Source organism: Elusimicrobium simillimum (genome assembly GCF_049639735.1).
Taxonomy (GTDB): Bacteria; Elusimicrobiota; Elusimicrobia; order Elusimicrobiales; family Elusimicrobiaceae; genus Elusimicrobium; species Elusimicrobium simillimum.
In genome coordinates this window covers 1-24,715 of record NZ_JBEVVA010000002.1, presented here as the reverse complement: position 1 = coordinate 24,715, position 24,715 = coordinate 1, and the positions used below count along the sequence as shown (strand labels likewise).

The following is a 24,715-nucleotide window of genomic DNA, read 5'->3' as shown; positions in this document are numbered from 1 at the left end:
TTTTTTAAAGATAAGTGCAGATGTGGCCGTAAGAAAGAAAAGAAAGCTTTAGTTTGTAAGACTTGTGCAGGGAAAATATAGAGACAAGAGAGGAAACTTATGAAACAAAGAATAATAATTAAAAAAATTGTCCGTGAAGTATATGAGTTTAAAGGTAAAAACCTTATGGAAGCTGCTGAGGCTATTAAAAAACAAAAGCCTACATCTATAACAAAATGGTCAACCATGAGGCTGGGCTAGGATGCTTAAAGAAAGCGTGCTTCAGGCTCATGTACTACAAGAACTTACACTCCTTGAAAACTGCGGCTTACTATTGGTTGAAAGAACCAATAATTTTAAGGGCACAATTATGCGCCGGACTAAAAAAGGGACTTCAACGGGATTTTTAAAAACTGGAAAAAAAGGCTCTACCGATATTAAGGTTTACCTCCCAAAAGGCATTACATTGCATTTAGAAGCTAAAAAAGAGGATGGTAAACAAAACCCGGCGCAAATTGAATGGCAGCACAAATTAGAGAAGTTGGACCATATTTACAGGATAGTAAGGAGTGTGGAGGAGTTAAAGGTTATTTTGGCAGAACTCTGCCCTGATGTATTTAAAAGTGTTTATCAAATGAATTAAGGTGAGCAACATGGCTAAAAGGTTTTTTGAAAGCGGAAAGTTTAGGGATTCTTGGTATAGAAATTTAACACCTAAAGAAAAATGTATTTGGGAGTTTATGTTATGTGAATGTAATGCGGGCGGCATATTGGACATTGATTTTAAAAGTATGACCTTTCATATAGGAGTTAATGTAACTAAAAAAGACTTACAGCCTTTTGAAAGCCGCATTGTTTGGATTAGAGAAAGTAAAGTTTTTATACCAAAATTTATTGACTTTCAATATCCTGGCGGCCTTAATCCGGCAAACCGTGCCCATAAAAATATACTTCCCATGCTTAAACAATATTTGGAATTTGATGAAGAACAAGGGGCTTGGAAGCCCCTTGCAAGGGCCTTGCAAGGCCCTAAGGAAAAAGAACAAGTACAAGAAACAGAACAAGAACAGGTAACAGAAAAAGAAACAGAACAAAATGATAAACAGGACAAAGCAGTAAAAGCCGAAACTAAACCTGTTGACAACCCTGATGGCGGCACTTTTAGGGCTGTATTGCCTGAAGATGCGCCCATTAACCAGCGTTTTGCGGCATGGTTTATTAAAACAGTTTCCCCGGAACATTATGCAACCTGTGATAAAGAAGATACAAACAAGTGGTATGTGGAACACGGCAGTGCTTTAAGCAGGGTGGTTAAAAAGGGAAATAAAGATATGGGGTTTCTAAGGGATATAACAACAGTGGGCATGAGGGATATGGCAGAGTTTTCCCGGGATAAGCCTATTCCCATACCCCTAAGCCTTGAAACAATGTTGCGTAACTGGCCAAAATATTTACCGCTTGCTTTAAAAGAAAAAAAGAAGAGAGAAATAGCAGAACAGGCGGCAGAAATGGAACGCAGGGAAAGTGAAGCAAAACGAAAGCAGGAACAGATTGAAGAAAAACGTAGGGCCGCTATTGTAATAACCCGGAAGATGAAGCAAAGGTACGGCAGTGGGCCAAGGATAATAAATATGACTTAAGCGAAATAGATTTAAGGGAAACTTACCTCTATTTGAAAGAAACTGAAGTGATTTAAGGAGATATAAAAAACTATGAAGTGTGAATGTATTTTTTGCGATATAGACATGAATTTTAGAAAAACCACAGGTATTTATAATGAGTTCACCTGCCCGCAGTGTGGGCATAGCAGCTTAAGACCTGTGGCAGATGAAAAAGAGGAAAACAATGTCGACATGGAACAGAAATAGTTGTAAATACTGCGGCGGCTGGGCCGGAAGAGACGGAATGTGCTACAACTGCCGCAGTAAAAAGCCCGGCAAAAGAAAGAAAAGCGGGCACATATTTTAAGAAGTTAATTGCCATATTTCAGAAGAACAAATAATAAGAAGAGGAAGAAAAATCCTTACTATTATAGACGCTTTGGAAAGAAACAATATAAGAACGCAGGTAGAGGGTGTGTTTCACTCTTCCCACTATAATGGTGTTAAATACATTGTAAAAGTGCGCTTAAAAGACTTTAGTGAGAAATTAAGCTTAGAATCTTTAAACTTTGCGATATGCCACCCGTCTTTCTTTAGAAGATTTACATTGGCACATTTAGAGAAGAACCCTGTTGAGTTAAGAAGCAGCCTTAGTGTTACTGTGGATGGCGGATATGGCCGCTCAGAAGAAAGCATATCTGCATATTGCAAAACCCCAGAAGAGGGCGACAAGGTGCTGATATTTAACAATCATGATTTTAATGATGAGGCTATAAATAAAGAAGTACAGCAAATTATAGATTTTGACCAGGAGAAAGCAAAATGAAAATACAAAGTCTATCTATAGTAGTACCCAATAAAAAGTGTATTAATAACTGCGCTTTTTGCGTGTCAAAAATGCACACTGAGGACTACAAAAATCAGCTTGAGGATAATAACAGGTTTTTTGACCTTTATATTGATGACTATAAAAAACGCTTATTATTTGCCCGTGACAACGGCTGTAATACCGTAATCCTTACGGGCGACACCGAGCCACAGCAAAATAAAGAGTTTCTAAAGCTCTTTGGCACACTTAATGACAGTCTGCCGCAACCGTTTAGAAAAGTTGAATTGCAGACAACTGGGGTAGTATTGGATGACGCTTATTTAAGGTTTTTAAGGAATCATGTAGGCGTTAGCACTATCTCAGTATCAATGTCTAATATCTTTGATAGCAGGGCTAACGCTAAGATTAATGGCACACCTAAGGCCCTACAGGTTGATATAGACAAATTGTGCGCTGAAATTAAACGCTATGACTTTAACCTGCGTGTATCAGTAAATATGACTAGTTTTTATGACAACAAACACCCATTTGCAATTATGAGCAGGTTGAAAGAATTAGGGGCTGACCAGGTTACATTTAGAAAGCTTTATACTGCCGGGAAAAACACCCCACAGGCTAAATGGATAGCTGAAAATAAGCCAGCCAAATCTACCCTTACTGGCATTACCAGCTTTATACAAAGCACTGGCAAGCCTATTAGGCTGCTTGAATATGGGCAGACGTTATATTCAGTAATGGATATGGCTACGGTTGTAGACAATGACTGTATGGCAAAAGAGGTTAAAGAAGAACTTAAATATGTCATTTTGCGCCCCGATTGCAAACTTTACTCCCAATGGGATGATAAGGCCAGTTTAATATTTTAGAGCGAGGTTAAAATGTCAAAAACCATTATCAAGAATGTGGGCCCCTGGGCAACTCAAGCGGAAGTATTAACAGCCTTTATGTTTGGTGTAGCTGAATTGCTAGAGATAAATTTAACTATACAACAAACACCTTGTGACCCTGTTGGCTCTTGGAAGTTGATACTTAAAAAGGAGGGGTTTATCAAATGAGTTTAGAATTTAAAGTTAAATTTTTAGAATTTATGGTTTATGCAGGCTTACCTATCATAGGTTGCCTTTGGTTCGCTTTTTTATGTTGGCTTTTTTTCTGGCTTATGGAACTTCTAGTAGTCAGACCTAGTATGACAGAAAGTAGAGAGGAGTGATTATGTTGAAATTGGGCGGCAAGGATATTAAATATTTTGCTTTTGAATTCATGTTAGCAAGGTTTTTGAATAAACATGATTTTTGGAGATTATATCTCTTATATTTTTACAAATTAAGACCAGTTGTATTGGGAGAATGATTTATGGAAAAAAGATATGTGATTGTAGAAATAGATTTTATAGATGATGCTATGGTGTTTTTAAATAGCATTTACCCTTGCTTACCACCAAGAGGTGTGAGAATAGGCACAGATATTTATAACAAGTTAAAGGAATTAAGGCAAAAAGCTAAAACTTTGCCGGAAATGAGTATTAAAGGTGGCGAAGCTATACAAAATGAACTTGGTCCTATTTCCTACCGAGATATTGGGGTTGATGATATTGCCAGATTGGCGTTATTGCCCTTAATCCCGCAGGAGGAGAAATGAGCGATATAAAAGTGTTTTTTGAGGTGTTTAGCTGGGGCGTGGATTACGGACAGCTTCTAATGGAAAAAGAAAGAGACAGCGAAGATTTATTTGACGCATTTAATTGTTACAGAGTGGCCCGCAAAACCGCTATGCCCTCAAATCCAACGCCCCGTCGTATGCCGCATAGTGAAAAATGGCGTAATGCTAAAAGAGAAAGCTATATAAAATTTCTTGATTTTTTAGCAGAGCAAGCAAGTAAAAAGGAGTCCACCCATGATAGCGATTAAAGATTTTGAAATGCCGAAACAAATTCAAGAATGCAAGTTTAGAACAAATACATACTGGCTATGTAGAGATATCTGTTTTATAACAAAAGAGGAATGCAAGGTATCAGACCTTTTAGGGGAAGCACGTCCCACATGGTGCCCGCTTGTGGAAATATAAGGAGGTAGAAAAGTGAGGGTATTGAATCTTTGTGCAGGTATAGGCGGCAATAGAAAACTTTGGACTGACTGTAAAGTTACAGCGGTTGAACTTATCCCGGCTATAGCAGAGGTTTACCAACAAATTAACTCTAATGATGAAGTTGTTATTGGAGACGCAAATAAGTATTTAGAAGACAACTATCAAAACTTTGACTTTATATGGAGCAGCCCACCATGCCAAAGTCATGGGCAGTATAGACACAATGTCGGTGTTTTAGGAAAGGGATTTAAACCCATAATGCCGGATATGAGCCTTTATTCTCAAATTGTATTTTTGCAGACATATTTTAAAGGAAAGTTTTGTATTGAAAACACAGTGCCTTATTATGGCCCACTTGTTAAACCAACAGCAATACTGCAACGACACCTATTTTGGGCTAATTTTGAAATACCTTTTAAGTTGTTTGAGAAAGACGCTATAAGAACAAAAAATAAAATATCAGATTTTGAGGGTTGGGAAATAGTAGCAAATAGCAAAATAGAAAACAAAAGGCAGGTCTTAAGAAATTGTGTATTACCAGAATTAGGTAAATATATCTTTGATTGTGCCAATATTAACCCCCGAGAGGAGAACGAGAGATGAAAATAAAGTGTGATGTTTGCGGCAAGGTATGCAGTATTCCTTGGGCGGAGTGGTTAAATATTGTTGGAGATTATATATGTAAAAAATGTTTCAGCAAGTTAAATAAAGGAGCCTAATTTATGCAAAACACAGAGATAAAACCGATATTGGATGCTATTATAGCGGAGCGTGAAAGACAAGATAAGAAGTGGGGCAAGCAACATTACGAAAACCCACTTTATTGGTTGGGCATCTTGACTGAGGAAGTTGGCGAATATGCCGAAGCAGTGAACGAAACAGTCTTTAATAATGCTGATAAAAAACACTTAGGTGGTATTGAAAATATGCGTCGAGAACTGATACAAATAGTGGCGGTTGCGGTTGCAGCGTTGGAGGATTTATGCCAAAAGAAATAAGGGCTTACAAATGTAATTTTTGTCGACGGGTTTTTGTTACTCCTCCAGCGGCAAGATTGCATGAACATTATTGCTACAAGAACAAGGAAAAATACGGGGACTGCCGAGCATGTGTTCATTACGCTACAAAACAAAGTGAATTTGACGACCGCTGGCACTATTACTGTAAAAAACGAGATATGTGGATATTGTCGCCAAAGGCAGCAAAAAATGCATTAGATTATAACGCTCGCCACTACGGCAAATTTAGTGCACCGCCTCTTAATTGCAAAGATAGAGAGCGTCTTATTTTTCCATTACAAAAAATACCAATATAAGGGAGATGGTATGCACACAATAAACATAAATGGTGTAGAGTTGGGCAGACATGAGGTAGTAGTTAGAATCGGGCAAGCATTTAAAAAACACAAAATCCCATGTCCTAGGCTATGTGCTGACACTATAGTATGGATTTTGGAAAACATGGCTAAATGCCGTAAAGAGAACTTAGAAAAACAACAAAAGGTTATAGGAGCAGATAGTATGAAAATTTGGAGTGTCTATATAGAAAGAGAATTCTCGGAAGAAAATGAATTCCTTTTACTTAAACGTAAGCAAAAACCCACAAAAGAAGAGGTTATAAAAATTCTTAGAGATGAACATTACATTGAAGATGACCCAAATACTATGCGTATTACAATAACGGAGAGCAATTTATGAGTGAAAAAATAAAATATATACCATTTGTGCATATACCCAAACAATATTCGTTACCTACTGGTGACCAAGGTTTACCTATTAAAGAAATAATTGAGCGTGGGGCTAAAGCTTTATATAAGAAAAATTATGAACAGGCAAAGAAAAATCCCGAAAACATTATATTGCCTTGGAAAATTGCGCCAAAAACAGTAAAAGAGGCTTTTAGAGAGTTGTCCCGCGCGTTCGTGGAGGAGTTTTTGAAATGAAAGATAAAACTTTAATAAAAGTAGGCCAAGATATGAACAATACAGCTATTTTTGGAGACGTACAAATGGAAGTAGACGGAGGTGTTTGTATAGAAAGCACAGAAGAAGGGCTTTTTGTGGCTCTTAATTTAAAAGAGGCAAACATAGAGGTCGGAGAGCGTCGAGAATTAAAAATAAAAACAATTAGCCCCATCAAAGAGCGTCTGTATACTTTTTGGAAAGCTGAACTAAAAGAGAAATTTGATATTTCGCATATTTTTAAGATGATAGCGGATACATCTAAAAAACCTTCTGCCCGCTATGGGGAGATTAGAGACTTATGACCAATAAAACGCAAATAACCATAACAGTAAAAGGCGAGGCGGGACGTGATTTTTTCGCTAATTATGATGGCGGGGATAGAAAAACAGAAAAAACTCACACGCTAGAATTCAACATGGCTATAGATAAAATAATAGTCGCTATTGCCAAAATTGACAAGACATACGAAAAAGGTGAACTTATTGGTGGCCTTAGAATGTGTCAAGCCCGAGCGGCATTAAATGCTATCTTGCCGGAGGTGAAATAAATATGTTCTTTAATAAACTAATAAAAGACATGGAAGATATTGAGGAAGATATGGAGACAATTAGCAAGGGTATCAGAGAAGTAGAAGATGACATAAAAAATATTGAAAAAAGCTTTTTAAAATATCAAGAAATGGTTGATAGATATATAGAACAACAGAAAAATAAAAATACTGATGTTAGGAGCGAAAAATGAAACTAAGTGTTAATTTTACTGTTGAATTTGAAAGAAGAAAACCAAAATCTAAGCTAAAAACAGAAAAAAGTGTAGAAATAAAAGGATTCAAAACTTAACCTATTTCAAATATTTAACAAAAACAAAGTAAACCCATAAAAGCCCGAACTTTTAAAAGACATTTTTAAACGCCTTAGCAGTAGCTTTGTCTAATTTTGGAGGAGAAATGAGATATTTCAAGGGAGAAACATACAAGGTAGCAGGATATAAATACGGTGAAAGAGGACAGATAAATGTGGAAGGAATTAGAAAGTATAAATACTTTAAATACAAAGACAAAAATGGGAACAAGGTTGACATAAGGGAGGCGTGTCGCAAGTGGCAAGAATCAGAATGGCTTAAGCAATCTAAAAATGATTCTGACAGTGTTGCATGGCTTTTCTTTAGAGAAAAATGGAATGAGTGGGCCAAAGTTTCAAAGCAAGAGCTATCACATAGGACGATAACCGATTACAACTATGCTTTTGATCGCATAGAAAAACATATAGCCCCTATATTTCTTAATGATATAACACTCAAAAAATTGCGTCTAATGATTTCTGACCTGGAAGAAGAAGCTATAAAAAATAAAAAAGATAATCACGGCGTAAATAAAGTTATTAAATGTATCAGGAAAGCATTAAAATGGGCTATGGGTAAGGGTTATATGGACGATTTTCCTATAGAAAATCTAGCATTTCTTGAGGTCAATAAACTTGTAGTAAAGACAAATGATATTAGAGAAGTTGAATTGTTGTTAAAATACGGCACTCCTATGGAACGGGCAGCAGTATTGTTTGGTTTTGATTGTTCATGCCGCCCGGAGGAAATATGTAATATGCGATGGGAGAAACTTGACCTTGAAAATCGCTTTGGCTGGATTTCCCCCAATCCTGATGGGTGGAAGCCCAAAGGCAACAAAAAAAGGCAAATACGCTTAACTGAGAGACTTATTACAGAACTCAATAAAATGCCAAAAGTATCTGATTATGTTTTTACAAATCAGTATACCAAGCGATATAGCAATGGGGGCTTTTGTGTGTTTTACAAGAACTTTAGGACAAGGGTCAATGAAGAAATAAAAATAAAAGAGCCAAACCAAATACTAATAACTGGAACGTGCAAAACCCTTCGCAAAGATTATGCAACGTCAAGACAGGCCTGCGGGGCTGACCAGAAAAAGGTTTCATTAAGTATGGGGCACAGTGATACAAAAGTTACAAAACAACATTATACTAATGACCAAAATGAAGAGCTGAAAAAACTCAAAGAAGAAAAAGAAAGAAATCTACTCATAGAGTTAGACAAATATGAAGTTCCACTTAATTATTAGTGCTACTTAAAAGCTACATTTGTTAGACGAGGGGATAAGGCCCATTCTCGGCTACTTTACTATACAAGCCCTTTTTCGTTATAAAAAGGGCTTTTTTATTAATTCTAAGACGGTATTAAAAGTCTATTAAAACTTTTTAGAACTGCTAAGTATTAACAAACCCAAAGCAAAAGGCTACATAAAAGCTACATTCATTTTGACCTAAAATCTTCTTTTATTTCTTGTCTTTTTTATCTTAAATTATATCAATAGCAACTTCTTTAGCAAAACCATACCTAATGCAATGCACCCGGCCAAAGCTAAATAAAATCTAATCTTGGTCCAAGCTATCTGTGCTTTTAGGCTCGCTACCTCTTTCCCGTGAGACTCCTCTAAGTCTTTCAATGTATTCTCCAAGCCAGTTATTGTTGTGTTGTAATCGGTCAAGGTCTGAGATACTTTCTCCTGCGATTTGTTCAACTCCGCCTGAGTAGCTTTCAACTGTGCTTGCAAAGTTTGCGAGTTTTCCGTTAAGGTATTCATTTTCACTTTCAAGCCGCTGATTATAGAGTCTGAGTCTGTTAATATCTGTTTGTACTGAGGCGGCTGTTCTGACTGTTGGGCAGCAACCGCCGCTGATAAGCATAGCACAAACAATAAAAAGTTTAATAATTTTTTCATTCATTTTTATTCCTTTTTAGAAGTTTTGAGTTCACCAAAAACAGACACGCCAAAGCAACCGCCAGCTATAATTAAAAACAGTTCTATTATACTGTAAACATCTTTATTGCTGGAAGAAAAAATATAGGCAAAGGCCAATGCTATGGCGGAAACACTAAGCAGCCAGCCTAAGTGTAAACGGCTTGACGGTGCGCCCGTGCTGTCTGATAAAAGTCTTTTAATATAATTTTTTGCTGTTTGTAGCATATTTATTTACCTCTTGACTTGTGTATATTTACCGTCTAAGTATATTAACACCATGTTTTGACGTTCTTTAGACCTGTTGCCCGGCATGGATATGTGTACCCATTCTTTTATACCCGCACGTTCTAATATGAGTTGGCCAAATTGTAAGTTGCTGCCCCTGATAAGGTCAAAAGCTTCTGCAACACTCATATTTTTAGGAATAAAATCAATGGCTTCCCATAAAAAATGCTGGCTTGTTGGGCTGCCGTTTATAGCTTTGTTTAGTTCTGGGCAGCGGCCCCCGGAAGTTACTATCATAGGTACGCCTAGAATAGACCTTACCTGCTCAGCGAAGTGCGCCAGAGAGACAACTTTGTCCATATTTTCAAAGCCATACTGTCTGTTTTTTTCTAAATAATCAGTATTTGCCGTTGTGGTTAACTCATAAAAAGAGAAGTGTTTAGTAATTTGCTTGTTTTCAATCATTGTTTCCTCCATTCTGCACAGGCTAAAAGAAAGGCGTTTGTGTCCGGGTACTTGTTTTTACACTCTTCTAAGCTGCCGCAGTTGCCACAAAGTCTTATTTTTTTACCATTCTTATGTTTGGTTTTCATCTGGGCTTGTCCTCCAAGATTTTAAGAACCCGGCCCATATTTTGGTTTATAAGCGCAATATCTTTAGCGGTTTCAAACTCTAGTTTGACTATTCTTTCTTTATTTTCAGTTGCTAAAATTTGTGTTTTTTGGGCCATTAGCACTGTATGGTTATGGTCAAAGTATGTCCTAAAACTAAAAAGTAGTATGGCGCCTAAAATACCTAAAAGCGTAAAAGAAGATATAACAGTTGAAAGAGTTGGCTTATTTTGCATTTTTCTTTCCAAACGTCTTATATACTTATCCTTTACATATAAAGCATGGTCTTTTTCATTGCATGAGTGGCACATAAGTTATTCCTTTATAATTGACTTCTTAAAAGTTGTATTTCTGCTTCGATAGCTTCAAGTTGAGCAATATCTTCTTCCAGCCCTAAAGCTGCGCCACGCAGCATTCTAGGTGTTTGCTTTAATTCTAAAGCTTGTATTTGTTCTAAAATTGTAGGTTTTGGTACTACATATTTTTCACAGTAATAATATTCTGGGTTATCATCTTTTATTATGTAGCCTTTTTCATTACACCACATGGCAAACTTAGCGTATTGTTTTTGAGTTTCTTCAGTTATTGGTTTTTTTATTTGAGTATTTTTCATATAAATATCCTTTTAATAGCCTGCTGCATAATAAGTTACGTGCTGGTTCAATCCGTCCGTTGAGCCTATTCTTGTAAAGCCTGTTGTGCTTTTGGTGCCTGCGCCATAAAAACCACTCATATAATTTATTGTGGCTTGGCTACCTACAGTACTTCCACCCACATTGTTTGCCGCTACGGTGTATAGTGTATCGCTAAAAGTTACGGGCCAGGTTACAGCTGTTGTTCCTGCGCCTACAGCAACACCACATTCTTTAAACCCGCTGTTCCATATCCTATACCAGTAATTTGTTGTTGTGCTGTAGGAGGTAACATAATCTTTAGCTAAACCACCCGAACCAGCAGTAAGGAATTCTGCCCTTACCCCCACAGTTCTTTTTCCAACGCTGCCGTCTGGTCCGATGTAAAGACCCGTGGTCAAGCCGTCTACTAAAAAATCTAAGAAGCCGTTTCCGCCCTCTTGCAAGCGGATGCTTTTATTGGCTTGCATAAAAAAAGTTATTTTACTCGCCAGGACAGCCGGAAATGTAAGAGTGCCCATCATGCCATCACCAGCTTTTTTTAAAAAGATATCTGCAAAGGTATCAGCCAAGCCGCCCCATGAAGTTGTATCTGAAGCGGGGTTATTACCTAAATTTTCATTAATCTTGGAATAGTACAAAGCGGGCAGACCTGTTGTCTGATTGGAGATAGAAACCATTGAACCCATATAATAGGTTGTATTTGCGTCATATTCTGCTATACCTTGTTGGAATAAATATGACAACTGGTAAAAAGCCAAGTAAAAAAGAGCGTTCATATCTTCCATAGTCGGGTTTTTATCACCAACAATGGCCTCAAGCCAGCCGTTTAAAAAAGCATCCAGGCTTTGAATTTCATCAGGGTTATTGCTGAAAGCGGGATTTTGGGCTGCCAGGGAGCCGAATACTGCAATATTGTCTATAGGGTTAGCGGCCCCGGCAAATTGTTTTTGATTTTTTCTGTCTATTTTGGGCATAATTTTTTTATCTCCTTTATCCTATCTGAACTGAATAGCTTACCCCCATAGGGACGGGCAGCATATCATAGGCTAAAATTACGGGTAAAACGTCAATTAAGTCTTCTGAAACTGTGTATGTGTATGTCATATTTCTGTTGTCTGTTAATTTGATTGAGTCACCAAAAACGTTGTATAGCTGTGTTTTTATTTCTGAGGTTATTGCGCTGCCGTTATTTATTATTGATTTGAGTTTTAGCATTACTCTAAGGTCGCTGTCGCCAAGCGGGTAATCTTGTGAATCAAAGTCGCTATACTTCATCCACGCTTGCCTGATTAGGCCCTGTTGGTAGGTGTTAAACCCGTTAATTGCGGTTATGTTGGGGCCGACGTTAAATTTAAAGAAGTTTTTTACTACAAGCGTGGAAATAAACCTGCTAAAACCTATATATTTGCCCAAAACGTCAAGTTGCTTACCCTCTGCGGTATCTACGGTGTAAGCGTCTCTTATTTTAATAGGAAGCATATCCGCCAGTATTTGCCTGGCAAACGCTTTTATGGTATTTATTGCCTTTGGTTTATTGCGGTATTGGATTATTAAAAGGTTGGCGTAATATTCCAACAAATTTTCTATTGTATCAGTCATATTAACTTACCACCGTAATATTGATATTATCAGCGGAAACTACAAATTTATGCTGTTTTGTAAGGGTTGCCGCTGTTAGGCCAAAAGTAGTGTTGTCATTAGAAACAGTTGAATTTACTGCAATATTAGGCATGATATCTAGCGTCAAACAGTTTATAGTGCCAGCGTCAGCCGTTTGGGCAACTTTATAGCTTAATCTTGAAACAAGCTGTGATTTAATATAGTCCTGCGGCACAGCTTGGCCGTCTATGCCTTTAATGTTTAGGTTTATATAAAGCGGCTGTGTTATAGGACGGTCAAAACTGTAGGTGTCATAACTGCTGTCAGTTTGTAAAACAGGGATAGAAACAGACCCTTTCATAGGGTTGCCGCCGCCCATTTTAGCATCCATAATATCTGCAATGGCTTCATCTGTGCCGCCGTCAACAATAGCCCAGATGCCATGTGCGGGTATGCCGTCAGCGTCTTCAGAAGTGCCCCTGTTATTGTAAACCTGTGCGCTGGCAACGTCCTCTAGGGCATTTAAAGCAGACCTGAGGTTATCTAAAAAGCCTTTGCCGCCTAAAGAAACGGCAATACTTCTTCTTGCTCTAAGTTGAGAATCTGTTTCCTCATTAGTACCAGTTGTAACGGCTGGGCCTGTGTTATTTAAAGAAAGAACGCCTAATACTATAGTTACTGCGGTAGTTATAGTGTTGGGCAGAACTTCTACTTGGCCTATTTCTTTAGCCCTGAAACTTTGAATAGATGTTCCGGCATCTAAAGAAACTGTGCTTTCTAAAATAAACTGATTGCCCTCATTGTCGCTGATAGTAAAAGCTTCCTCTTCGCTTGACGTATTTAGCCCTGTCAAATTTAAAGACCTGTCACAAACTATTGCTATATTGACATGGGTATAAGTACCGACTCTTCTTTGTATGCCGTTTATGGCGCAGCGTTGGTCTAATATTCTGCCGACAGCTAAATCAGGGTCAAAAGATGTGCACACTTCTTGAATTAACTCAAGGTTGTCCTCTGCCGCTTGGGCAAAAATGTTAACTACCTGCCCATCTGGTGAGTTAGAGTCTAAATTAATATCCTGCCCGTAAATTTCACGCAAATCAGCAGAAATTTCATCTTTAATTTCTGATAAGGTTTTAATTTGCAGTCCGTTAGCGTCTAAAGTGTTAGGCATATTTAATAATCTCCGTTGTGTCTGTATCAATGTCGCCGTTTACGGTTTTAATGGAATAGGTGACGGATAAAGTTCTATCCTGTGAAAACGTACTATCAAAAGACTCTATGCTAGATACCCCGTAACTGTCCGCAATAACAGACCTTATTTGAAATAAAAGTGTTTCTTTCTTTTTACTGCCTAAAAGATTCCACCAGTCAACGCCAGCGTCTAGGTCAAAAAAACAGTCATTACGGAATGACAACAGCCTGGTTTTGATATTAAGCATGATTGCCTCTGTACTTCTGGTGTAGCTGTTTCTGCCTTTACCAAAAACCCAGTCGCCGTTAGCGTCTAAACTTCTGTGAATCATACTACCCCTCCTGTATTGCCGGGGCCGCTTTGTACACCGCTATGCTGATGTTCAGGCCCTATTGCTTTACCCTGTACCGTAAATATTGTCTGCACAGCTAATGCCAGTGCGTTTACCATACCGTTTAAATTGATAATGGCAGAGTTGATATCTGTTTGTGGTGCTTCCACTGTGGCTATTTGGGACGTGGTAGCTTTTATGCCTGTAGCGTCCATAACAATAGTTGACCCTGCGCCGTTATCAAAGGTAACGGTAGCACCGTCCAGCGTAGCAGTGGCCGTACCGTTTGTTATATAGGCTAATGAGTCTTTTAACTGAATGGTTGTGTCGCCATATTTAAGTTCTGTGCCGTCGGTCAAATAGTCTAAGATAGCGTTTTGTTTGTTTCTAAAACCTACAACCCCCAAAGCATCAGCAATGCTGTGCTTGCGGGTTGAGTTTGGCGGCATTGTTTGGCCGGAAACAAACCAGTTGTCTATATCCCTGTCATTAAAAAGAATCAGGCAAGGGTCGCCTTTTTCTATAGGGAAAGTAAGCCTGCCTTTGCCGCCGGAAAGTACTAATACCGGGCAATCCACTAGCAGCGGGTATTCCCTAAGTTCGCCATTTAATACCCTTTTCATTTTTATTTCTATTTCCGCAGTGGGGCCGTCCGGGTTAAAAGAAGCAATTTCGCCCACTTGATGGCAGTTTAGGTCATGAAAAATCTCTTCCTTTAAGAGTTGCAGTACCATTCTTAAGGTAGGGTTTGTTGCGTATTCTATAGATTTGGGTAATGGCATAATTATTTCCTTACAACTAACTGTTTTGTGCCATAATAAAGACTGACGTTTGTTGTGCAGTTGCCGCTTACTACGGGTGATATTGTGCCGCTGTGTGTAAAGGCGATTACTTTATAAAGCCCGTTAAAATGTTTTTCTGTTTCACTCACAAGTTCAACTATTTGGCCTATTAAAACACGGGGTTCAAAGATTATTCTGAAAGTTAAAAGAGTTTCTTCTCTCTGAGGTGAACCTAAAAGGCCTGATTCACTTGAAATTACCTGCACGTTACCCACAAAACACTCTTCTTCTTTAAGGCAGTAGGCTTTTTCATTATCAATAAAGAAATTACCCTCGGTCATAGTTTGTAAAAGGTCTGTAGTGGGGCCTGAAAAAGCGTTACCACGAAGTGTTTTGTTGTTAAAATCACCTACAATACCTTTATTTACGCCCGGCAAAGTTTTAATAAGACTGTCTAATACTTGGTTTGTTGGCGTGCCAGCATTAAAAGACTGCGCCGTATAACCGTTTAAAAAAGCAAAACCGCCGTCATAGGCCTCTATCCTGGTTTCATATTCAGTGCCTACTCTTTCGTTATAGGCTTGTTTGATATTGCCTTTAAATATTAAGGGCAGCGTTTTAACATCTTCCCCATAGCCGGCCCGGAGTTCTATACCTTTGTATTGCAGGGTGGTGTGCTTGTCTTTATAAATCTTTCTGCGGGTATCCTCGCTTAAATTTAACAGCGTTATTCTGGCGGTATTAGCGGTAGCGGCGGCGTTCCTTTCAATGCTAAAAGACATGGTAAAGGGTAAGCTTATTTCAATTTGTTCCCTGCCGGGCGCAGTAAGCAGTTTTGAAAGAAGTTCAGTTTCGCCCGCTGCGGTAGCGGCGGCAATTTCTTCTTCTTGCGCTTTACTGAGGACCTGTATCGTCAGGTGGTAGTTTCTGTTAAGCTTTCGCATCTGCTAATAACCCCGCTATAGTGTTTACTTCTTCTTGCGTTAATATTGAAAGTGTGGCACGACCTACTAAAAAATCTTCTACAGACAGCGGTTCTTGGTTACCGTCACACTCACACATAAGACCAAAAGGTATTAAGCTATGCCACTGCCAAAGAAAATTTAAAGAAGTTGCTACCCTGATGCCACGTAAAACAAAGTCATTGTAAGTGATGTCTATATACCAGCCTAATTGCGTGGGCCTGTATATAAGTTCTAAAACAACATCATCACCTGTTTCTATAGTGATAGTGTGTTTTTGAGAGGCTTCATTAGATATGTCTTCAATAATTTGCATATTAACTGCCTCCCATCCATTTATCTAAAACATCAGCAGTACCTCTAGAGCCTTGAAAAAGAGTACTTTGTTTATATTTTTTAACACCCTTATCTACTTGTTTCTGGGATTGCACTTTAGCCCTACCTTGTATTTTTAAGGAAGTGTTTGTAATAGCTTCTGCCCAACGAATTTTTTTAAAGGTAATTTCAAAAGAAGAAATCATTTTAGTATCCTCATCTTGTTTAGCCCGGAGGTTTAAAATTGCCATTTGTGTAAATACGCCCCAGGGGGTATGAATAGTAAAAAGCTGCCTAGATTGCCAAGAAGTATAAAAGAATAGAAAAGCGTCCCTCTGGCTGGTTATAGCGGCATCCCCTTGTATACTTCTGCCTGCTAACAGCTTTTGAAAAGAATCCCATGTATTATTAACAGACTCATTGGCTTTTTGATATACACGGTATTGACGTTCTGTTTCATTATAAATAGCCTGCGCCTGGGTAGTAAGTTGCGGCAGAAAAGGTGTTAAGGTTTGCAGCTTTTCAACTTCTTGAGAGATAAACTCAAGGCCTGGGGGCGGCGTATTTTTTAACTCCGCTACGTAACCTGTTAGAGTGATAGTTTCTGGCTTTAGGGCAATATGGTCTTGCATTGCGCTGTTATTTTCAACGTAATGGTCTGTAATATCACTGTTAAGGTCAATAAATTCTTCACCTTTGATGTCAAATAAAAAGCCATTAACGCCATCTGATAAACCTGAGTCAGTTTCAGGCTGGACTAAGTATTTATCAAGGAAAGTAGAAGCAAAATCAGTAAACTCAACAAGGTTGCTGATTTTATTGGCAAGCGGGTTATTAAGTATTCTGGCTAAATCAATCATCTGCCACCCCCGCCGCCAGCACCGTAAGTTAGGGCTGGGCTTTGTCCGATGGCATTACTTACCTCATCACCTATAATTCTGCCTGTTTCTCTGGGACTGTCTCCACCTTGAGTGTAGACATTTACACTATTATTAGTTGTGTTATTGTTTGATGTAGAAGTATTGTTACTGCTGGGCATACTGGGTATGGCAGATTCAGAGGGCGTTTTGAATGTATCTACAAAGCCTTTAATGCCGCCTTTAACATCTGAAAAGCTAAACATACCGGGTAGTTTGAAATTGGCAAGTTTGTCCGATAACCCAATATCATCAGATAATTCTTTTATAAGCTTCCAACCCTCTATAGCTTTTTCTATAATTGACCAAATGCCAGCTAAAACAGCTTTAACCTGTATAAACGCTTCTTTAAGAGTATCCGACGCATTTACCCACTCAACTATTTTGCCTGTAACGCTGTCACCGCCCTCAAAATAGACAAAAATGTCTTCAATAATTAACAATACTGCCGCCAGCGCAGCATACCACGGTGCAAATACAACCGCCAGCACTGCGCCTAAAGCAATGACAGCTATTTTTAGGTTTTCATTAGCTTGTATAAGGCTGTACAGATACCTGCTAAACTCAGACAGAGCTGTAACCACCCTAAGTACTACTTGCAATACTTTGGTTTGGAATATTGAACTGAGCGCCATTGCCTGAGCTGAAAGCTGTTTAATGGTAAACCAAAACTTTTTCCACTCAGCGTTAAGCTTTACTAAGTCTTCCCTCTGTTTTCTGGTAAGTACATATCTCTGGTTAAGTTTTTCAAACTCATCACCTGATTTTGACAACATATAAAACAGGTTGTCTGAAATGCCCAGTTCTGAGGTAATGGTCTTGGCTACTTCCGGCGGGAGTTCTTTTATTTTACTTCTAAGCTGGTTAAGCATCTCAACAGGGTCTTCATTAGGGTCTATGCCCAGCAGTACAAATGCGCCGGGCATACCTTTGCCTAATAAAACATCTGTTTTAATTTTTTGCAGGTTTTGAATGGTGCCGCTAACCTCTTCCATAGATACGTTAGCCTGGGCGGCCTCATAAGAAAGGGCTTGCAGTTCCTCAGCGGACTTGCCTGTAATAGCTTCATACTTATCAAGATTTACAGCTAACTCTCTGGCGGCTTCTGTCATTTCATGAAAAGCATAGACAACGGCAACAAGCGCAGCTTTAGCGGCCATAGAAGAACTTACCAGGCCTTTCATTGTCATGATAGCCGGACCGCCCCCTTTTATGCCTATTTCCGCAAACAAATCTGCTATTTTCATTACTTGCCTCTGTTTAAGTTGTAATATGCCTTTTCGTAATCACTTATAAATCTTTCGTAATTAAGTGCTTGTAAAACCTCTCTGGAAGTCATTTTGCGGACTTCGGAAAGAGGGCCGTAACCCGCTTTGACCAGCTTGAGTAAAGCTACAAGGCTGTCATGCGCTATTTTGACTGTGGGGAGCGTTCTTTCATTCTCGCCATTGCCACCTGGAATACTGGTTGTAATTTTGTAAAAAGATTGCTCATAAAAGGGGCTAGGTTAAACCTAGACACCTCCCAGCAGACAGGTAAATAGTCCGCCCTCATTTTTACATCATCAAAGAATGACCAGTCTTGTATCTTTTTGCCGTTATAAGAACATCTTTTGAGGCATAGCAAGATACTGTCTTTTACATCTTTGCTGGTAATGCACTCTAAAAAAGCGTTTTTTAAAGCGTTGATATGGTCTTCAATGTTCTCAAGGTCTTTATTAGCGTCAATCTTTACGCTTTTTAGACACTCCGCCACTGAGGTAAAAAGCTTATTGCCCTCTTCAAAAGGGGCCAGCGTCATATCTATTTCAGCGTTGCTGGGCAAGGTTACTTTTTGGTTATTTGAAAGTTCCATTATAAGCCCCCTTAACCTAATGTCCTGTCACTGTTTGCAAATCTTATTGTGTAGATTGATACTGACTGCTCAGTATCGCCCTCAGCGGAAGATTTAGCGTCAACTTTTCTTAAGAAAGTGCCGCCGGAAGTTAGGTAAGTGTCCGAGGTAATATTACCTGCGCCGTCACCCACGTTTTTAACAAACTCACCCGTGATAAGCACAAACCTTGCAAAGTCTTGTGACATATTGTTAAGCCTGTTTAAAAGGTATTTATCATCTGCGCTGCCACGCAGCACTCTTATAACCAAGTCTGCCTGATGGCCAGTTTCATTAAGCGCATAGATAGAGTTTCTGTTTTTACCTGTTTTTACCGCTGTAAGTTCATTGACATAGGTAAGGGTGGCCGCGTCGCTGTCAGCTAAATCAGCCAAAATCCTGTCATCAATTTTTATGGTATCGCTACCTGTTAAGCTAACTGAATACATTTTGTTTCTCCTTATGCGTTAACGTATATCATGACGTTAGATTTATGCAGTGCGCCCGCCTGTTTAATAGCAATTTGCACTAAAGGGGCGATACGCTGCTCTCTGTCAGTCTGTGCCTGTAAGTTAACAGGGTCAGAATATATGTAATATCCTGTCTCTTCAATATTTCTAAGCATGGCCTCAACATCGCCAAACCTGTCAGGGCTGTTCCATGCGCCGGGCGCAATATACTGGTTTCTTACCGCCCGCTGGCAAACAAGCCTGTAATTGCCTTTTAACAATGTCATGCCCTCTTCAGTCTGCGGCACTTTTGTTGATGTTGTGGCTAAAGTGTTAAAGCCAGCCACTTCAATAGCGTTGATAAACCAGCAAATGTTGTAGACTTCGTCAAAAAATTCATTTGCGCCAGAGGTAAACACCTTGGCAACGCCAGCTATATTTACATAACAGTCAACCCCTGCCGCCTGGCATTGGTTAAGCTGTGTTTGCGTCATTTGCGGGTCAGGCAATATGGTAAGCAAGTCTTTGAGGTGCATTGTCTGTGTAGTGTTAGAACCGCTGAAGTTTGTTGATAAGGCCCGGCCCGCATATGCCGCCGCCATCCTCTTAGCGTCTGTCGTGTTGTCGGACAGGTAAGAAAGACAACGGGTGTGAGTGTTGCTTGCCTGTCTAATAAGGTCAAAAGTTCCCTCCGGCGCAAAATACGCAGGATCATTAGAGACGGCAAATAAAACTTTGTTTATTGATTGCACATAGTTAGAAGCTTCTGTAAGTTCTTCAGCCTCTATATCTTTAGTTGTAATAATGCCAAAGAACTGAACTAAACTTGACGCTCTTATAATGGCGTTAACAAGGGTTTCTGATTCTTCTAATAAAAGAACTACTAAATAGCCGTTGCCATTAAGAAAGTTAGGTGTTTGGGAAAATGCGGCGACACCCATTTTGTAAGTGTCACTGTCTGTGCCAAAATCAACAGCCATTTCTCTGGGGTTTAAATAAATTTTATAGCCTGCTGTGCCAAAAGAATCTGCGTGCGTTTCATCTGTAAATATACCAACGGTGTCAACATTGTCTTCACTTATACCTTTAGGAGAAGCGGAAAGACTGACGTTGACCACGTTTGTTTTGTCTAATTGGTTGGACATTTAAGCCTCCGTTTGTGGGTCTGTATAGACCACTGCTTTTTGAAATTTATCGTAGTAGTCTACGAGTTTGCTTTTTTCTTTTTTAAAAGTGATGTTAAAACTTAAGTTAAATCTGTATGGGATTCTGGTTTCTTCTACGTCGCTTATGTCTATTAAGTCTGAGGGCAAGCGGCCTATTGAAAAAGAGTATTTTTCTTGCATTTGCTGGGCGTATGTACTTTCAAGTGCCATGATAATTTCATGCCGTCTTACTCTAGCGTCGTCATTTCTGCTTAAAATATCTATCATTACCCGGGAGAGAAGATTAATGCTTTGGTGTTCCATAAGGCCCTCGGCAACACTCTCATACTTTCTTTTACTGCCGATTGGTGTTTCAGATATAATTCTTACCACTACAAAGGGTCCCAAGGTGTTGGGATATCTCTTTTTTGGTCGTAAATCCAAATTTGCTGGTCTGTCAGTGCCATCTCGGCCTGAATAATGTCACAAACAAGCTTAATTATTTCTCTATCCTCAGCCATTTGTTGTAGTCTCCGCTATGTGATATTCCAGATAGCCGTATTCCGCCCAGTTAAGTTTTTGCATAACCCTGTAAGGCACATTGTTAAATATGACAATGTCATCAGGTTTTAGGGTAACCTCAGGTGAACAGTGCATTGTTTCCCACCTCCAGGCACGCTGCCCTCTGGCTTTATTAATAACTGCTGCGCTGTAAATGGCTGTCTTACGCCTTGTGTTTCTATAGTGATAGTGTCTTCTTTTGTTTGATAATCAACCTGAGTTTTTGTTACAAGTTCAAAGGTCATAGGCTGGAACCAACTGAGAATAACCTCTCCCATTTGCGGGAGGTTAGAAAAAGAACTGCCTATAAGCTTGTCTTTACCGTTGGTTATTGCCATATATTTGCCTGTTATGTATGTTTATTAACTTCACTTGTAACAGCTTCTCTTAACTGTGCTGAATCAATAAGCGGGCTGTCACTGCCTTTTATAGCTATTGTTATGGGTGAGTTTGGTGCCCATACACCCCAGCCTCTTGTTTCAAAAGCACTTTGTATTGTTTCTTCAGCCACGAAACCTACTCTTTTCATGAAAGAAACAATGTTGCCTGTTTCTAAGGCCCTCTCAAATGCTTTTTGCGTGGTGCTTTTTCTGCCCCGCAATCTATCTTTAAAATGTTTAGAGGTTAAGGGATAGATAATAAAACTTCTTCTGGCTTTCTGTTTTTGCCTGATATTACACCAAATTCATTTTCATAGCCTATTTCAGAGTTGGTTTTTAAAGAACTGGCCTTTAATTTTTTTACTCTTATGTTGCCTTTGTTTTTGCCGCTTTTTACTTCGTTATGTTCGACTGCACGTCTGCCGTTTTTCTCACCCAATATGCCCACTTTAACCTTAGGTACGCCTTTTGTTAATATGGAAACCAGATTTTGCAGCTTGCCTATTTCAAGTTTTACCTTTCTATTAGCGTCGGCCAGGTTTGCCATAATTTAACTCCTACGGCGACGTTGCGCCTTTCACAATGCCAAAATTACCTACTGTCTGGCTGACAATTAAGCTAAGGTATTTAATACCGTAAACTGTTTGCCCCAGCATTGAATAAATAGGATTATCAAGAATCCACTGCGGTATCTGATAACCTGCGCTTACTGAGCCTACAGACTTACTTGTCATATAACCTTGAAACCTGCCCGCCAGGCCGCTGGTACTGTTTGAAATATCAACTACAAGATAGTGCGCGGCGAGATATAAAAACGCTCTTTTAATATCATCTGGGCAGGAAAATAAAGACTCATTAAAATTCATTTGGGCTTCACCAAACGCTTTTTGGATATCTTTATTCCTGATTTGCGTCATGTCTGACTCATCGGAGGCATAAGGAAAATCCCTATCAAAGTAATCTTTGAACTCTTCAACCGTTACTGGTATTGGTGTAGGACAAGTCATTTCTTATGCCTCCTTTGGTATATTTATTAAGCGACGTTCTTTTTTGCTTTAGGCCCGGGTTTAGCTTTTGCTTTAGGCTTTTCTTCGCCCTCTTCGATGACAACTTCATCTACTACTGTAGCGTCAGCCGGGATATCCTTTTTTTCTACTTCTTCAACTTTCACGATATCCGCCTCTTTAACTTTCACTACTTTTTTTTCAGTGTCAGCTATGATGGTAAGTTCCGGGTACATCTTAATCAGCTTCTGGGCCGTTTCTTCATCTATCCTCATTTCTGTTCTGGGCGTATTACTGCGCCCTTGATGATAAAGGAACGTTGACCTTTATTGCTTAAAATTACTGTTGTAGCCATATGTTTTGTATCTCCTTGTTTAGTTGGCGAAGTCAAAGTAAAGGACTTCTTTAGGCCTGTAGGCTTTTACTGTGGAGAACTGGCCATAGGCGGCGTTTTCCCAGTTAAAACCGTTTATGCTGTTGGCAAGGGTTGAGGTATAGTCAACAGGAATGTTGAAAGCAAGCGTGTCAGGATTTTTGTTAAGCATTACGTATCTGTTTAAACCTAAAGAGTTTCTGTTCTGGTCGCAGTATACAAGCGGTTTAATATTTACTTTTACTAAACCTAAGTCGCTCATAACTTTTCTCAGGTATTCAATCTTAGAAGTAAGAGGGAACTCTGCACTTAAAGATGCGCCTAAGCCCATATAGTCGCTTTCAGGAATGTAGAAGTCCGTAGGCATTGTGGTGTATTCACAGTTTTCTCTATATTTGCCGATGATTGTAGCCACAAAGGTGTTGTATTCGGCAGGGGTCATTTGAGAAATAGGCTTGGTGATAGTTGTAAGGTCAGAGTTGACGTTATCAAGGTTAAGTAAACCTCTTCTGTTGGTGTCATTTTCAGACCCTAAGAAAGAATGTTTTTGTATACCTAAATCCCAGTTTTCTTTCTTGATTTTTCTTTTCTGTAATTAATCCCAGTTGCCTGTTTTGGCCGCTGTCTGAACTTCATACAAGTTCCAGCTAAGACCTTTGGCCCACGGGAATAATTTGACAGCACGCCCTCAACCGCAGCATCAGCCTGGGCAAGCTTGCTGTTAGCTGTACCTTGGTGAATTACGCCCTCTTCAAATCACCGCCAGTGTTGTAGGATAAGTATTTTAAGAGGTCTGTAGAGAAAGAACCCTCACCAACAATAACAGCATATAGTCAGCCGGAGCAACCTCATAAAACTTTGCTCTGAGATAATTTTATGACTGTTGTCAGCGTGTTATAGGTATTTCAATACCTAAAGCGTTAAGCATTTCTGCGTTTGGTATTCAAGGGCACGGGCGACTCTTTCTTCTTTAGCGTTGAGCCTTACCTGCTCCCCTTTACTGTTTAAAATTTGATATTCCATTGTGTTATCTCCTTATGATGTTTCAATTAGAAAGCAGATTTGATTTTGACTCTTATCAATCACCTACGGCGGAAGCGGTGTCTACCGCAATACGACCATGTTGGCATCAGCAGCGGCAACGCCTACATAACCGTTGTCCGGTTATACTGTACTTTTGACTTGGCGGGGTAGCTGCGCCCGCAATCATATACATAAAGCCGCCCGTAAACAGCATTTCGCATCTGTCATTACCCGTAAACTCATTTTAACAGGTTAAACATGATAAAGCCGTCGGCAACGTCATCTACTGCGGTTGTAGGTATAACTTTAGCAGCCTTTTGAAGTAGCGACAATCTTTACAGCGTCGCCGCTTTTAAGCGTGGCTGTAACGCTAGCGTCAATCATTACAGATATGGCGGGTTTGCGCCGTTTAAAAGGGCTACCTGGCCCCTCTCTGCGGTTGTGAAAATTGGTTAATGCTCTGTGTCATATTATTTTCTCCTTAAATTTATTTCTCAAACCGTATCTTCCTGCCACGGCCAACTTACGGTCTACAGTGTCAATGACTATGCCGTCTTTCTTGGCGTTATGCTTTTCACGGCGTTTAAAAGAGCGTCAAAGTGGAAAGCTTAGAGTTCTTTTGTCTTTTTCTCGTCTTTCCTCTTTTTCTTCTTTGTCAGTGTTTTCTTATCTTTTTTGACTACAACTTCCTCTTCTTCAACTTCTTCTTCGTTTTCCATGAAGCTTCGTAGCAGTCGATAAGTTCTTTAACGGTTATTTCTTCGCCGTTAACTTTGATTTTTTAGACAAGATTCTTCTTCGTTTTCTTATCTTCTTTTTCTTTCTCTTCTTCTTTTTGTCTCTCAACTGTTATACTCATGGTCTTGCCGTCTTTAAGCTCAACCATAGCTTCAGAGAGTTCTTCGCTGTTGGTTACTTCCTTCTTGTGAACAGCTTGAATGGATTTGCCATACTCTTTTTCTCCTTTGCGTCATCTTTTGAGTTTTGCAGCTGGTTGAGCTGCGCTCTTTTGGCTTCTTTATAAGCCTTAAAATCTTCTGGTGTCATTATTTCCGCCTCTTCATAGCGGGGGTTAGCTACTAAAGCCAGGTGGGTGTAATAGCCGT

44 protein-coding genes and 1 pseudogene are annotated in these 24,715 nt (G+C 39.3%); 18 read left to right on the top strand and 27 right to left on the bottom strand.

Going from position 1 to position 24,715, the window contains the following annotated elements; genetic code table 11:
- The first annotated feature begins 99 nt into the window (after nt 1-99).
- The 18 genes from AAIR98_RS00410 to AAIR98_RS00325 all read left to right on the top strand — a co-directional run bounded on the left by AAIR98_RS00410 (nt 100) and on the right by AAIR98_RS00325 (nt 8,549).
- Entirely contained in the window at nt 100-240 is a 141-nt protein-coding gene (locus AAIR98_RS00410) for a hypothetical protein (RefSeq protein WP_423970303.1), read from the top strand.
- 1 nt (nt 241) lies between these two features.
- The gene (locus AAIR98_RS00405; RefSeq protein ID WP_423970302.1) at nt 242-622 is read left to right on the top strand and encodes a PDDEXK family nuclease; all 381 of its coding nucleotides are present in this window, start codon (nt 242-244) and stop codon (nt 620-622) included.
- A 10-nt stretch (nt 623-632) separates the two neighbouring features.
- On the top strand, nt 633-1,619 hold the full coding sequence (locus AAIR98_RS00400; protein WP_423970301.1) for a hypothetical protein: 987 nt from the start codon (nt 633-635) through the stop codon (nt 1,617-1,619).
- Between the two features lie 72 nt (nt 1,620-1,691).
- Nucleotides 1,692-1,847, top strand: coding sequence for a hypothetical protein (locus AAIR98_RS00395; RefSeq protein WP_423970300.1), 156 nt, complete (start codon nt 1,692-1,694; stop codon nt 1,845-1,847).
- A 115-nt stretch (nt 1,848-1,962) separates the two neighbouring features.
- The gene (locus AAIR98_RS00390) at nt 1,963-2,406 is read left to right on the top strand and encodes a DUF7192 family protein (RefSeq protein ID WP_423970330.1); all 444 of its coding nucleotides are present in this window, start codon (nt 1,963-1,965) and stop codon (nt 2,404-2,406) included.
- Complete coding sequence (locus tag AAIR98_RS00385; protein ID WP_423970299.1) at nt 2,403-3,275, top strand: radical SAM family protein; 873 nt, start codon at nt 2,403-2,405, stop codon at nt 3,273-3,275. The genes AAIR98_RS00390 and AAIR98_RS00385 overlap by 4 nt, the downstream gene beginning before the upstream one ends.
- Before the next feature lie 12 nt (nt 3,276-3,287).
- Nucleotides 3,288-3,464, top strand: coding sequence for a hypothetical protein (locus tag AAIR98_RS00380; RefSeq protein ID WP_423970298.1), 177 nt, complete (start codon nt 3,288-3,290; stop codon nt 3,462-3,464).
- A gap of 298 nt (nt 3,465-3,762) precedes the next feature.
- A complete protein-coding gene (locus AAIR98_RS00375; protein WP_423970297.1) occupies nt 3,763-4,047 on the top strand; it encodes a hypothetical protein in 285 nt (94 codons plus the stop codon).
- Nucleotides 4,044-4,316, top strand: coding sequence for a hypothetical protein (locus AAIR98_RS00370; RefSeq protein ID WP_423970296.1), 273 nt, complete (start codon nt 4,044-4,046; stop codon nt 4,314-4,316). The genes AAIR98_RS00375 and AAIR98_RS00370 overlap by 4 nt, the downstream gene beginning before the upstream one ends.
- A gap of 169 nt (nt 4,317-4,485) precedes the next feature.
- Nucleotides 4,486-5,097: a DNA cytosine methyltransferase gene (locus AAIR98_RS00365; protein WP_423970295.1), complete on the top strand. Its 612-nt coding sequence runs from the start codon at nt 4,486-4,488 to the stop codon at nt 5,095-5,097.
- Nucleotides 5,098-5,216: 119 nt separating this feature from the next.
- The gene (locus tag AAIR98_RS00360) at nt 5,217-5,492 is read left to right on the top strand and encodes a nucleoside triphosphate pyrophosphohydrolase family protein (RefSeq protein WP_423970294.1); all 276 of its coding nucleotides are present in this window, start codon (nt 5,217-5,219) and stop codon (nt 5,490-5,492) included.
- Entirely contained in the window at nt 5,477-5,809 is a 333-nt protein-coding gene (locus tag AAIR98_RS00355; protein WP_423970293.1) for a hypothetical protein, read from the top strand. The genes AAIR98_RS00360 and AAIR98_RS00355 overlap by 16 nt, the downstream gene beginning before the upstream one ends.
- 10 nt (nt 5,810-5,819) lie before the next feature.
- Complete coding sequence (locus AAIR98_RS00350) at nt 5,820-6,191, top strand: hypothetical protein (protein ID WP_423970292.1); 372 nt, start codon at nt 5,820-5,822, stop codon at nt 6,189-6,191.
- The gene (locus AAIR98_RS00345; RefSeq protein ID WP_423970291.1) at nt 6,188-6,436 is read left to right on the top strand and encodes a hypothetical protein; all 249 of its coding nucleotides are present in this window, start codon (nt 6,188-6,190) and stop codon (nt 6,434-6,436) included. Before AAIR98_RS00350 ends, AAIR98_RS00345 begins: the two co-directional genes overlap by 4 nt.
- Nucleotides 6,433-6,759 (top strand): hypothetical protein, encoded by a 327-nt coding sequence (locus tag AAIR98_RS00340; protein ID WP_423970290.1) that lies wholly within the window; start codon nt 6,433-6,435, stop codon nt 6,757-6,759. The genes AAIR98_RS00345 and AAIR98_RS00340 overlap by 4 nt, the downstream gene beginning before the upstream one ends.
- The gene (locus AAIR98_RS00335; protein WP_423970289.1) at nt 6,756-7,004 is read left to right on the top strand and encodes a hypothetical protein; all 249 of its coding nucleotides are present in this window, start codon (nt 6,756-6,758) and stop codon (nt 7,002-7,004) included. Before AAIR98_RS00340 ends, AAIR98_RS00335 begins: the two co-directional genes overlap by 4 nt.
- Nucleotides 7,005-7,006: 2 nt before the next feature.
- Entirely contained in the window at nt 7,007-7,198 is a 192-nt protein-coding gene (locus tag AAIR98_RS00330) for a hypothetical protein (protein ID WP_423970288.1), read from the top strand.
- A 205-nt stretch (nt 7,199-7,403) separates the two neighbouring features.
- Complete coding sequence (locus AAIR98_RS00325) at nt 7,404-8,549, top strand: tyrosine-type recombinase/integrase (RefSeq protein ID WP_423970287.1); 1,146 nt, start codon at nt 7,404-7,406, stop codon at nt 8,547-8,549.
- Between the two features lie 240 nt (nt 8,550-8,789).
- Here AAIR98_RS00325 and AAIR98_RS00320 read toward each other — a convergent pair whose 3' ends face one another.
- The 27 genes and pseudogenes from AAIR98_RS00320 to AAIR98_RS00190 all read right to left on the bottom strand — a co-directional run.
- A complete protein-coding gene (locus tag AAIR98_RS00320; protein WP_423970286.1) occupies nt 8,790-9,209 on the bottom strand; it encodes a hypothetical protein in 420 nt (139 codons plus the stop codon).
- Between the two features lie 6 nt (nt 9,210-9,215).
- Entirely contained in the window at nt 9,216-9,455 is a 240-nt protein-coding gene (locus AAIR98_RS00315; protein ID WP_423970285.1) for a hypothetical protein, read from the bottom strand.
- Between the two features lie 6 nt (nt 9,456-9,461).
- On the bottom strand, nt 9,462-9,920 hold the full coding sequence (locus tag AAIR98_RS00310) for a D-Ala-D-Ala carboxypeptidase family metallohydrolase (protein ID WP_423970284.1): 459 nt from the start codon (nt 9,918-9,920) through the stop codon (nt 9,462-9,464).
- Nucleotides 9,921-10,044: 124 nt separating this feature from the next.
- The gene (locus AAIR98_RS00305) at nt 10,045-10,377 is read right to left on the bottom strand and encodes a hypothetical protein (RefSeq protein WP_423970283.1); all 333 of its coding nucleotides are present in this window, start codon (nt 10,375-10,377) and stop codon (nt 10,045-10,047) included.
- Nucleotides 10,378-10,388: 11 nt separating this feature from the next.
- On the bottom strand, nt 10,389-10,679 hold the full coding sequence (locus tag AAIR98_RS00300; RefSeq protein WP_423970282.1) for a hypothetical protein: 291 nt from the start codon (nt 10,677-10,679) through the stop codon (nt 10,389-10,391).
- A 12-nt stretch (nt 10,680-10,691) separates the two neighbouring features.
- Nucleotides 10,692-11,675, bottom strand: coding sequence for a hypothetical protein (locus AAIR98_RS00295; RefSeq protein WP_423970281.1), 984 nt, complete (start codon nt 11,673-11,675; stop codon nt 10,692-10,694).
- Between the two features lie 16 nt (nt 11,676-11,691).
- Nucleotides 11,692-12,300, bottom strand: a complete 609-nt coding sequence (locus tag AAIR98_RS00290; RefSeq protein ID WP_423970280.1) for a baseplate wedge 1 family protein — start codon at nt 12,298-12,300, stop codon at nt 11,692-11,694.
- Between the two features lies 1 nt (nt 12,301).
- Nucleotides 12,302-13,474: a baseplate J/gp47 family protein gene (locus tag AAIR98_RS00285; RefSeq protein ID WP_423970279.1), complete on the bottom strand. Its 1,173-nt coding sequence runs from the start codon at nt 13,472-13,474 to the stop codon at nt 12,302-12,304.
- Complete coding sequence (locus AAIR98_RS00280) at nt 13,467-13,826, bottom strand: contractile injection system sheath initiator (protein ID WP_423970278.1); 360 nt, start codon at nt 13,824-13,826, stop codon at nt 13,467-13,469. The genes AAIR98_RS00285 and AAIR98_RS00280 overlap by 8 nt, the downstream gene beginning before the upstream one ends.
- Nucleotides 13,823-14,608, bottom strand: a complete 786-nt coding sequence (locus AAIR98_RS00275; RefSeq protein WP_423970277.1) for a Gp138 family membrane-puncturing spike protein — start codon at nt 14,606-14,608, stop codon at nt 13,823-13,825. The genes AAIR98_RS00280 and AAIR98_RS00275 overlap by 4 nt, the downstream gene beginning before the upstream one ends.
- 2 nt (nt 14,609-14,610) lie before the next feature.
- Nucleotides 14,611-15,552 (bottom strand): baseplate hub protein, encoded by a 942-nt coding sequence (locus AAIR98_RS00270; protein ID WP_423970276.1) that lies wholly within the window; start codon nt 15,550-15,552, stop codon nt 14,611-14,613.
- Nucleotides 15,539-15,886 carry a phage baseplate plug family protein gene (locus AAIR98_RS00265; RefSeq protein WP_423970275.1) on the bottom strand — a complete coding sequence of 116 codons (348 nt, stop codon included), beginning with the start codon at nt 15,884-15,886 and terminating at the stop codon, nt 15,539-15,541. Before AAIR98_RS00265 ends, AAIR98_RS00270 begins: the two co-directional genes overlap by 14 nt.
- A gap of 1 nt (nt 15,887) precedes the next feature.
- A complete protein-coding gene (locus AAIR98_RS00260; RefSeq protein WP_423970274.1) occupies nt 15,888-16,745 on the bottom strand; it encodes a phage baseplate protein in 858 nt (285 codons plus the stop codon).
- Nucleotides 16,742-18,049, bottom strand: coding sequence for a hypothetical protein (locus AAIR98_RS00255; RefSeq protein ID WP_423970273.1), 1,308 nt, complete (start codon nt 18,047-18,049; stop codon nt 16,742-16,744). The genes AAIR98_RS00260 and AAIR98_RS00255 overlap by 4 nt, the downstream gene beginning before the upstream one ends.
- 163 nt (nt 18,050-18,212) lie before the next feature.
- The gene (locus tag AAIR98_RS00250) at nt 18,213-18,656 is read right to left on the bottom strand and encodes a phage tail assembly chaperone (protein WP_423970272.1); all 444 of its coding nucleotides are present in this window, start codon (nt 18,654-18,656) and stop codon (nt 18,213-18,215) included.
- A gap of 11 nt (nt 18,657-18,667) precedes the next feature.
- Complete coding sequence (locus tag AAIR98_RS00245; RefSeq protein ID WP_423970271.1) at nt 18,668-19,123, bottom strand: hypothetical protein; 456 nt, start codon at nt 19,121-19,123, stop codon at nt 18,668-18,670.
- A gap of 11 nt (nt 19,124-19,134) precedes the next feature.
- Nucleotides 19,135-20,268 (bottom strand): DUF3383 family protein, encoded by a 1,134-nt coding sequence (locus AAIR98_RS00240; protein WP_423970270.1) that lies wholly within the window; start codon nt 20,266-20,268, stop codon nt 19,135-19,137.
- On the bottom strand, nt 20,269-20,676 hold the full coding sequence (locus tag AAIR98_RS00235; protein ID WP_423970269.1) for a hypothetical protein: 408 nt from the start codon (nt 20,674-20,676) through the stop codon (nt 20,269-20,271). It abuts the gene before it with no gap.
- Nucleotides 20,661-20,789, bottom strand: coding sequence for a hypothetical protein (locus AAIR98_RS00230; RefSeq protein ID WP_423970268.1), 129 nt, complete (start codon nt 20,787-20,789; stop codon nt 20,661-20,663). Before AAIR98_RS00230 ends, AAIR98_RS00235 begins: the two co-directional genes overlap by 16 nt.
- Nucleotides 20,782-20,925 carry a hypothetical protein gene (locus AAIR98_RS00225; protein ID WP_423970267.1) on the bottom strand — a complete coding sequence of 48 codons (144 nt, stop codon included), beginning with the start codon at nt 20,923-20,925 and terminating at the stop codon, nt 20,782-20,784. Before AAIR98_RS00225 ends, AAIR98_RS00230 begins: the two co-directional genes overlap by 8 nt.
- A complete protein-coding gene (locus AAIR98_RS00220; protein ID WP_423970266.1) occupies nt 20,898-21,167 on the bottom strand; it encodes a hypothetical protein in 270 nt (89 codons plus the stop codon). Before AAIR98_RS00220 ends, AAIR98_RS00225 begins: the two co-directional genes overlap by 28 nt.
- A gap of 11 nt (nt 21,168-21,178) precedes the next feature.
- A complete protein-coding gene (locus tag AAIR98_RS00215) occupies nt 21,179-21,358 on the bottom strand; it encodes a hypothetical protein (RefSeq protein WP_423970265.1) in 180 nt (59 codons plus the stop codon).
- 95 nt (nt 21,359-21,453) lie between these two features.
- Nucleotides 21,454-21,756, bottom strand: a complete 303-nt coding sequence (locus AAIR98_RS00210; protein ID WP_423970264.1) for a hypothetical protein — start codon at nt 21,754-21,756, stop codon at nt 21,454-21,456.
- 10 nt (nt 21,757-21,766) lie between these two features.
- Nucleotides 21,767-22,216: a DUF4054 domain-containing protein gene (locus tag AAIR98_RS00205; RefSeq protein WP_423970263.1), complete on the bottom strand. Its 450-nt coding sequence runs from the start codon at nt 22,214-22,216 to the stop codon at nt 21,767-21,769.
- Nucleotides 22,217-22,242: 26 nt separating this feature from the next.
- A complete protein-coding gene (locus tag AAIR98_RS00200) occupies nt 22,243-22,488 on the bottom strand; it encodes a hypothetical protein (protein WP_423970262.1) in 246 nt (81 codons plus the stop codon).
- A gap of 99 nt (nt 22,489-22,587) precedes the next feature.
- Nucleotides 22,588-23,166 (bottom strand): major capsid family protein, encoded by a 579-nt coding sequence (locus tag AAIR98_RS00195; protein WP_423970329.1) that lies wholly within the window; start codon nt 23,164-23,166, stop codon nt 22,588-22,590.
- A gap of 1,355 nt (nt 23,167-24,521) precedes the next feature.
- Nucleotides 24,522-24,715 (bottom strand): annotated as a pseudogene (locus AAIR98_RS00190) (hypothetical protein); the annotation flags it as partial.

Excerpts from the sequence above, each read along its gene's own strand:
- AAIR98_RS00410 (WP_423970303.1), top strand. The coding sequence starts at position 100 with ATGAAACAAAGAATAATAATTAAAAAAATTGTCCGTGAAGTATATGAG.
- AAIR98_RS00405 (WP_423970302.1), top strand. The coding sequence starts at position 242 with ATGCTTAAAGAAAGCGTGCTTCAGGCTCATGTACTACAAGAACTTACA.
- AAIR98_RS00400 (WP_423970301.1), top strand. The coding sequence starts at position 633 with ATGGCTAAAAGGTTTTTTGAAAGCGGAAAGTTTAGGGATTCTTGGTAT.
- AAIR98_RS00395 (WP_423970300.1), top strand. The coding sequence starts at position 1,692 with ATGAAGTGTGAATGTATTTTTTGCGATATAGACATGAATTTTAGAAAA.
- AAIR98_RS00385 (WP_423970299.1), top strand. The coding sequence starts at position 2,403 with ATGAAAATACAAAGTCTATCTATAGTAGTACCCAATAAAAAGTGTATT.
- AAIR98_RS00380 (WP_423970298.1), top strand. The coding sequence starts at position 3,288 with ATGTCAAAAACCATTATCAAGAATGTGGGCCCCTGGGCAACTCAAGCG.
- AAIR98_RS00375 (WP_423970297.1), top strand. The coding sequence starts at position 3,763 with ATGGAAAAAAGATATGTGATTGTAGAAATAGATTTTATAGATGATGCT.
- AAIR98_RS00370 (WP_423970296.1), top strand. The coding sequence starts at position 4,044 with ATGAGCGATATAAAAGTGTTTTTTGAGGTGTTTAGCTGGGGCGTGGAT.
- AAIR98_RS00360 (WP_423970294.1), top strand. The coding sequence starts at position 5,217 with ATGCAAAACACAGAGATAAAACCGATATTGGATGCTATTATAGCGGAG.
- AAIR98_RS00355 (WP_423970293.1), top strand. The coding sequence starts at position 5,477 with ATGCCAAAAGAAATAAGGGCTTACAAATGTAATTTTTGTCGACGGGTT.
- AAIR98_RS00350 (WP_423970292.1), top strand. The coding sequence starts at position 5,820 with ATGCACACAATAAACATAAATGGTGTAGAGTTGGGCAGACATGAGGTA.
- AAIR98_RS00345 (WP_423970291.1), top strand. The coding sequence starts at position 6,188 with ATGAGTGAAAAAATAAAATATATACCATTTGTGCATATACCCAAACAA.
- AAIR98_RS00340 (WP_423970290.1), top strand. The coding sequence starts at position 6,433 with ATGAAAGATAAAACTTTAATAAAAGTAGGCCAAGATATGAACAATACA.
- AAIR98_RS00335 (WP_423970289.1), top strand. The coding sequence starts at position 6,756 with ATGACCAATAAAACGCAAATAACCATAACAGTAAAAGGCGAGGCGGGA.
- AAIR98_RS00330 (WP_423970288.1), top strand. The coding sequence starts at position 7,007 with ATGTTCTTTAATAAACTAATAAAAGACATGGAAGATATTGAGGAAGAT.
- AAIR98_RS00325 (WP_423970287.1), top strand. The coding sequence starts at position 7,404 with ATGAGATATTTCAAGGGAGAAACATACAAGGTAGCAGGATATAAATAC.
- AAIR98_RS00320 (WP_423970286.1), bottom strand. The coding sequence starts at position 9,209 with ATGAAAAAATTATTAAACTTTTTATTGTTTGTGCTATGCTTATCAGCG.
- AAIR98_RS00315 (WP_423970285.1), bottom strand. The coding sequence starts at position 9,455 with ATGCTACAAACAGCAAAAAATTATATTAAAAGACTTTTATCAGACAGC.
- AAIR98_RS00310 (WP_423970284.1), bottom strand. The coding sequence starts at position 9,920 with ATGATTGAAAACAAGCAAATTACTAAACACTTCTCTTTTTATGAGTTA.
- AAIR98_RS00305 (WP_423970283.1), bottom strand. The coding sequence starts at position 10,377 with ATGTGCCACTCATGCAATGAAAAAGACCATGCTTTATATGTAAAGGAT.
- AAIR98_RS00300 (WP_423970282.1), bottom strand. The coding sequence starts at position 10,679 with ATGAAAAATACTCAAATAAAAAAACCAATAACTGAAGAAACTCAAAAA.
- AAIR98_RS00295 (WP_423970281.1), bottom strand. The coding sequence starts at position 11,675 with ATGCCCAAAATAGACAGAAAAAATCAAAAACAATTTGCCGGGGCCGCT.
- AAIR98_RS00290 (WP_423970280.1), bottom strand. The coding sequence starts at position 12,300 with ATGACTGATACAATAGAAAATTTGTTGGAATATTACGCCAACCTTTTA.
- AAIR98_RS00285 (WP_423970279.1), bottom strand. The coding sequence starts at position 13,474 with ATGCCTAACACTTTAGACGCTAACGGACTGCAAATTAAAACCTTATCA.
- AAIR98_RS00280 (WP_423970278.1), bottom strand. The coding sequence starts at position 13,826 with ATGATTCACAGAAGTTTAGACGCTAACGGCGACTGGGTTTTTGGTAAA.
- AAIR98_RS00275 (WP_423970277.1), bottom strand. The coding sequence starts at position 14,608 with ATGCCATTACCCAAATCTATAGAATACGCAACAAACCCTACCTTAAGA.
- AAIR98_RS00270 (WP_423970276.1), bottom strand. The coding sequence starts at position 15,552 with ATGCGAAAGCTTAACAGAAACTACCACCTGACGATACAGGTCCTCAGT.
- AAIR98_RS00265 (WP_423970275.1), bottom strand. The coding sequence starts at position 15,886 with ATGCAAATTATTGAAGACATATCTAATGAAGCCTCTCAAAAACACACT.
- AAIR98_RS00260 (WP_423970274.1), bottom strand. The coding sequence starts at position 16,745 with ATGATTGATTTAGCCAGAATACTTAATAACCCGCTTGCCAATAAAATC.
- AAIR98_RS00255 (WP_423970273.1), bottom strand. The coding sequence starts at position 18,049 with ATGAAAATAGCAGATTTGTTTGCGGAAATAGGCATAAAAGGGGGCGGT.
- AAIR98_RS00250 (WP_423970272.1), bottom strand. The coding sequence starts at position 18,656 with ATGGAACTTTCAAATAACCAAAAAGTAACCTTGCCCAGCAACGCTGAA.
- AAIR98_RS00245 (WP_423970271.1), bottom strand. The coding sequence starts at position 19,123 with ATGTATTCAGTTAGCTTAACAGGTAGCGATACCATAAAAATTGATGAC.
- AAIR98_RS00240 (WP_423970270.1), bottom strand. The coding sequence starts at position 20,268 with ATGTCCAACCAATTAGACAAAACAAACGTGGTCAACGTCAGTCTTTCC.
- AAIR98_RS00230 (WP_423970268.1), bottom strand. The coding sequence starts at position 20,789 with ATGGCTGAGGATAGAGAAATAATTAAGCTTGTTTGTGACATTATTCAG.
- AAIR98_RS00225 (WP_423970267.1), bottom strand. The coding sequence starts at position 20,925 with ATGCACTGTTCACCTGAGGTTACCCTAAAACCTGATGACATTGTCATA.
- AAIR98_RS00220 (WP_423970266.1), bottom strand. The coding sequence starts at position 21,167 with ATGGCAATAACCAACGGTAAAGACAAGCTTATAGGCAGTTCTTTTTCT.
- AAIR98_RS00215 (WP_423970265.1), bottom strand. The coding sequence starts at position 21,358 with ATGAAAAGAGTAGGTTTCGTGGCTGAAGAAACAATACAAAGTGCTTTT.
- AAIR98_RS00210 (WP_423970264.1), bottom strand. The coding sequence starts at position 21,756 with ATGGCAAACCTGGCCGACGCTAATAGAAAGGTAAAACTTGAAATAGGC.
- AAIR98_RS00205 (WP_423970263.1), bottom strand. The coding sequence starts at position 22,216 with ATGACTTGTCCTACACCAATACCAGTAACGGTTGAAGAGTTCAAAGAT.
- AAIR98_RS00200 (WP_423970262.1), bottom strand. The coding sequence starts at position 22,488 with ATGAGGATAGATGAAGAAACGGCCCAGAAGCTGATTAAGATGTACCCG.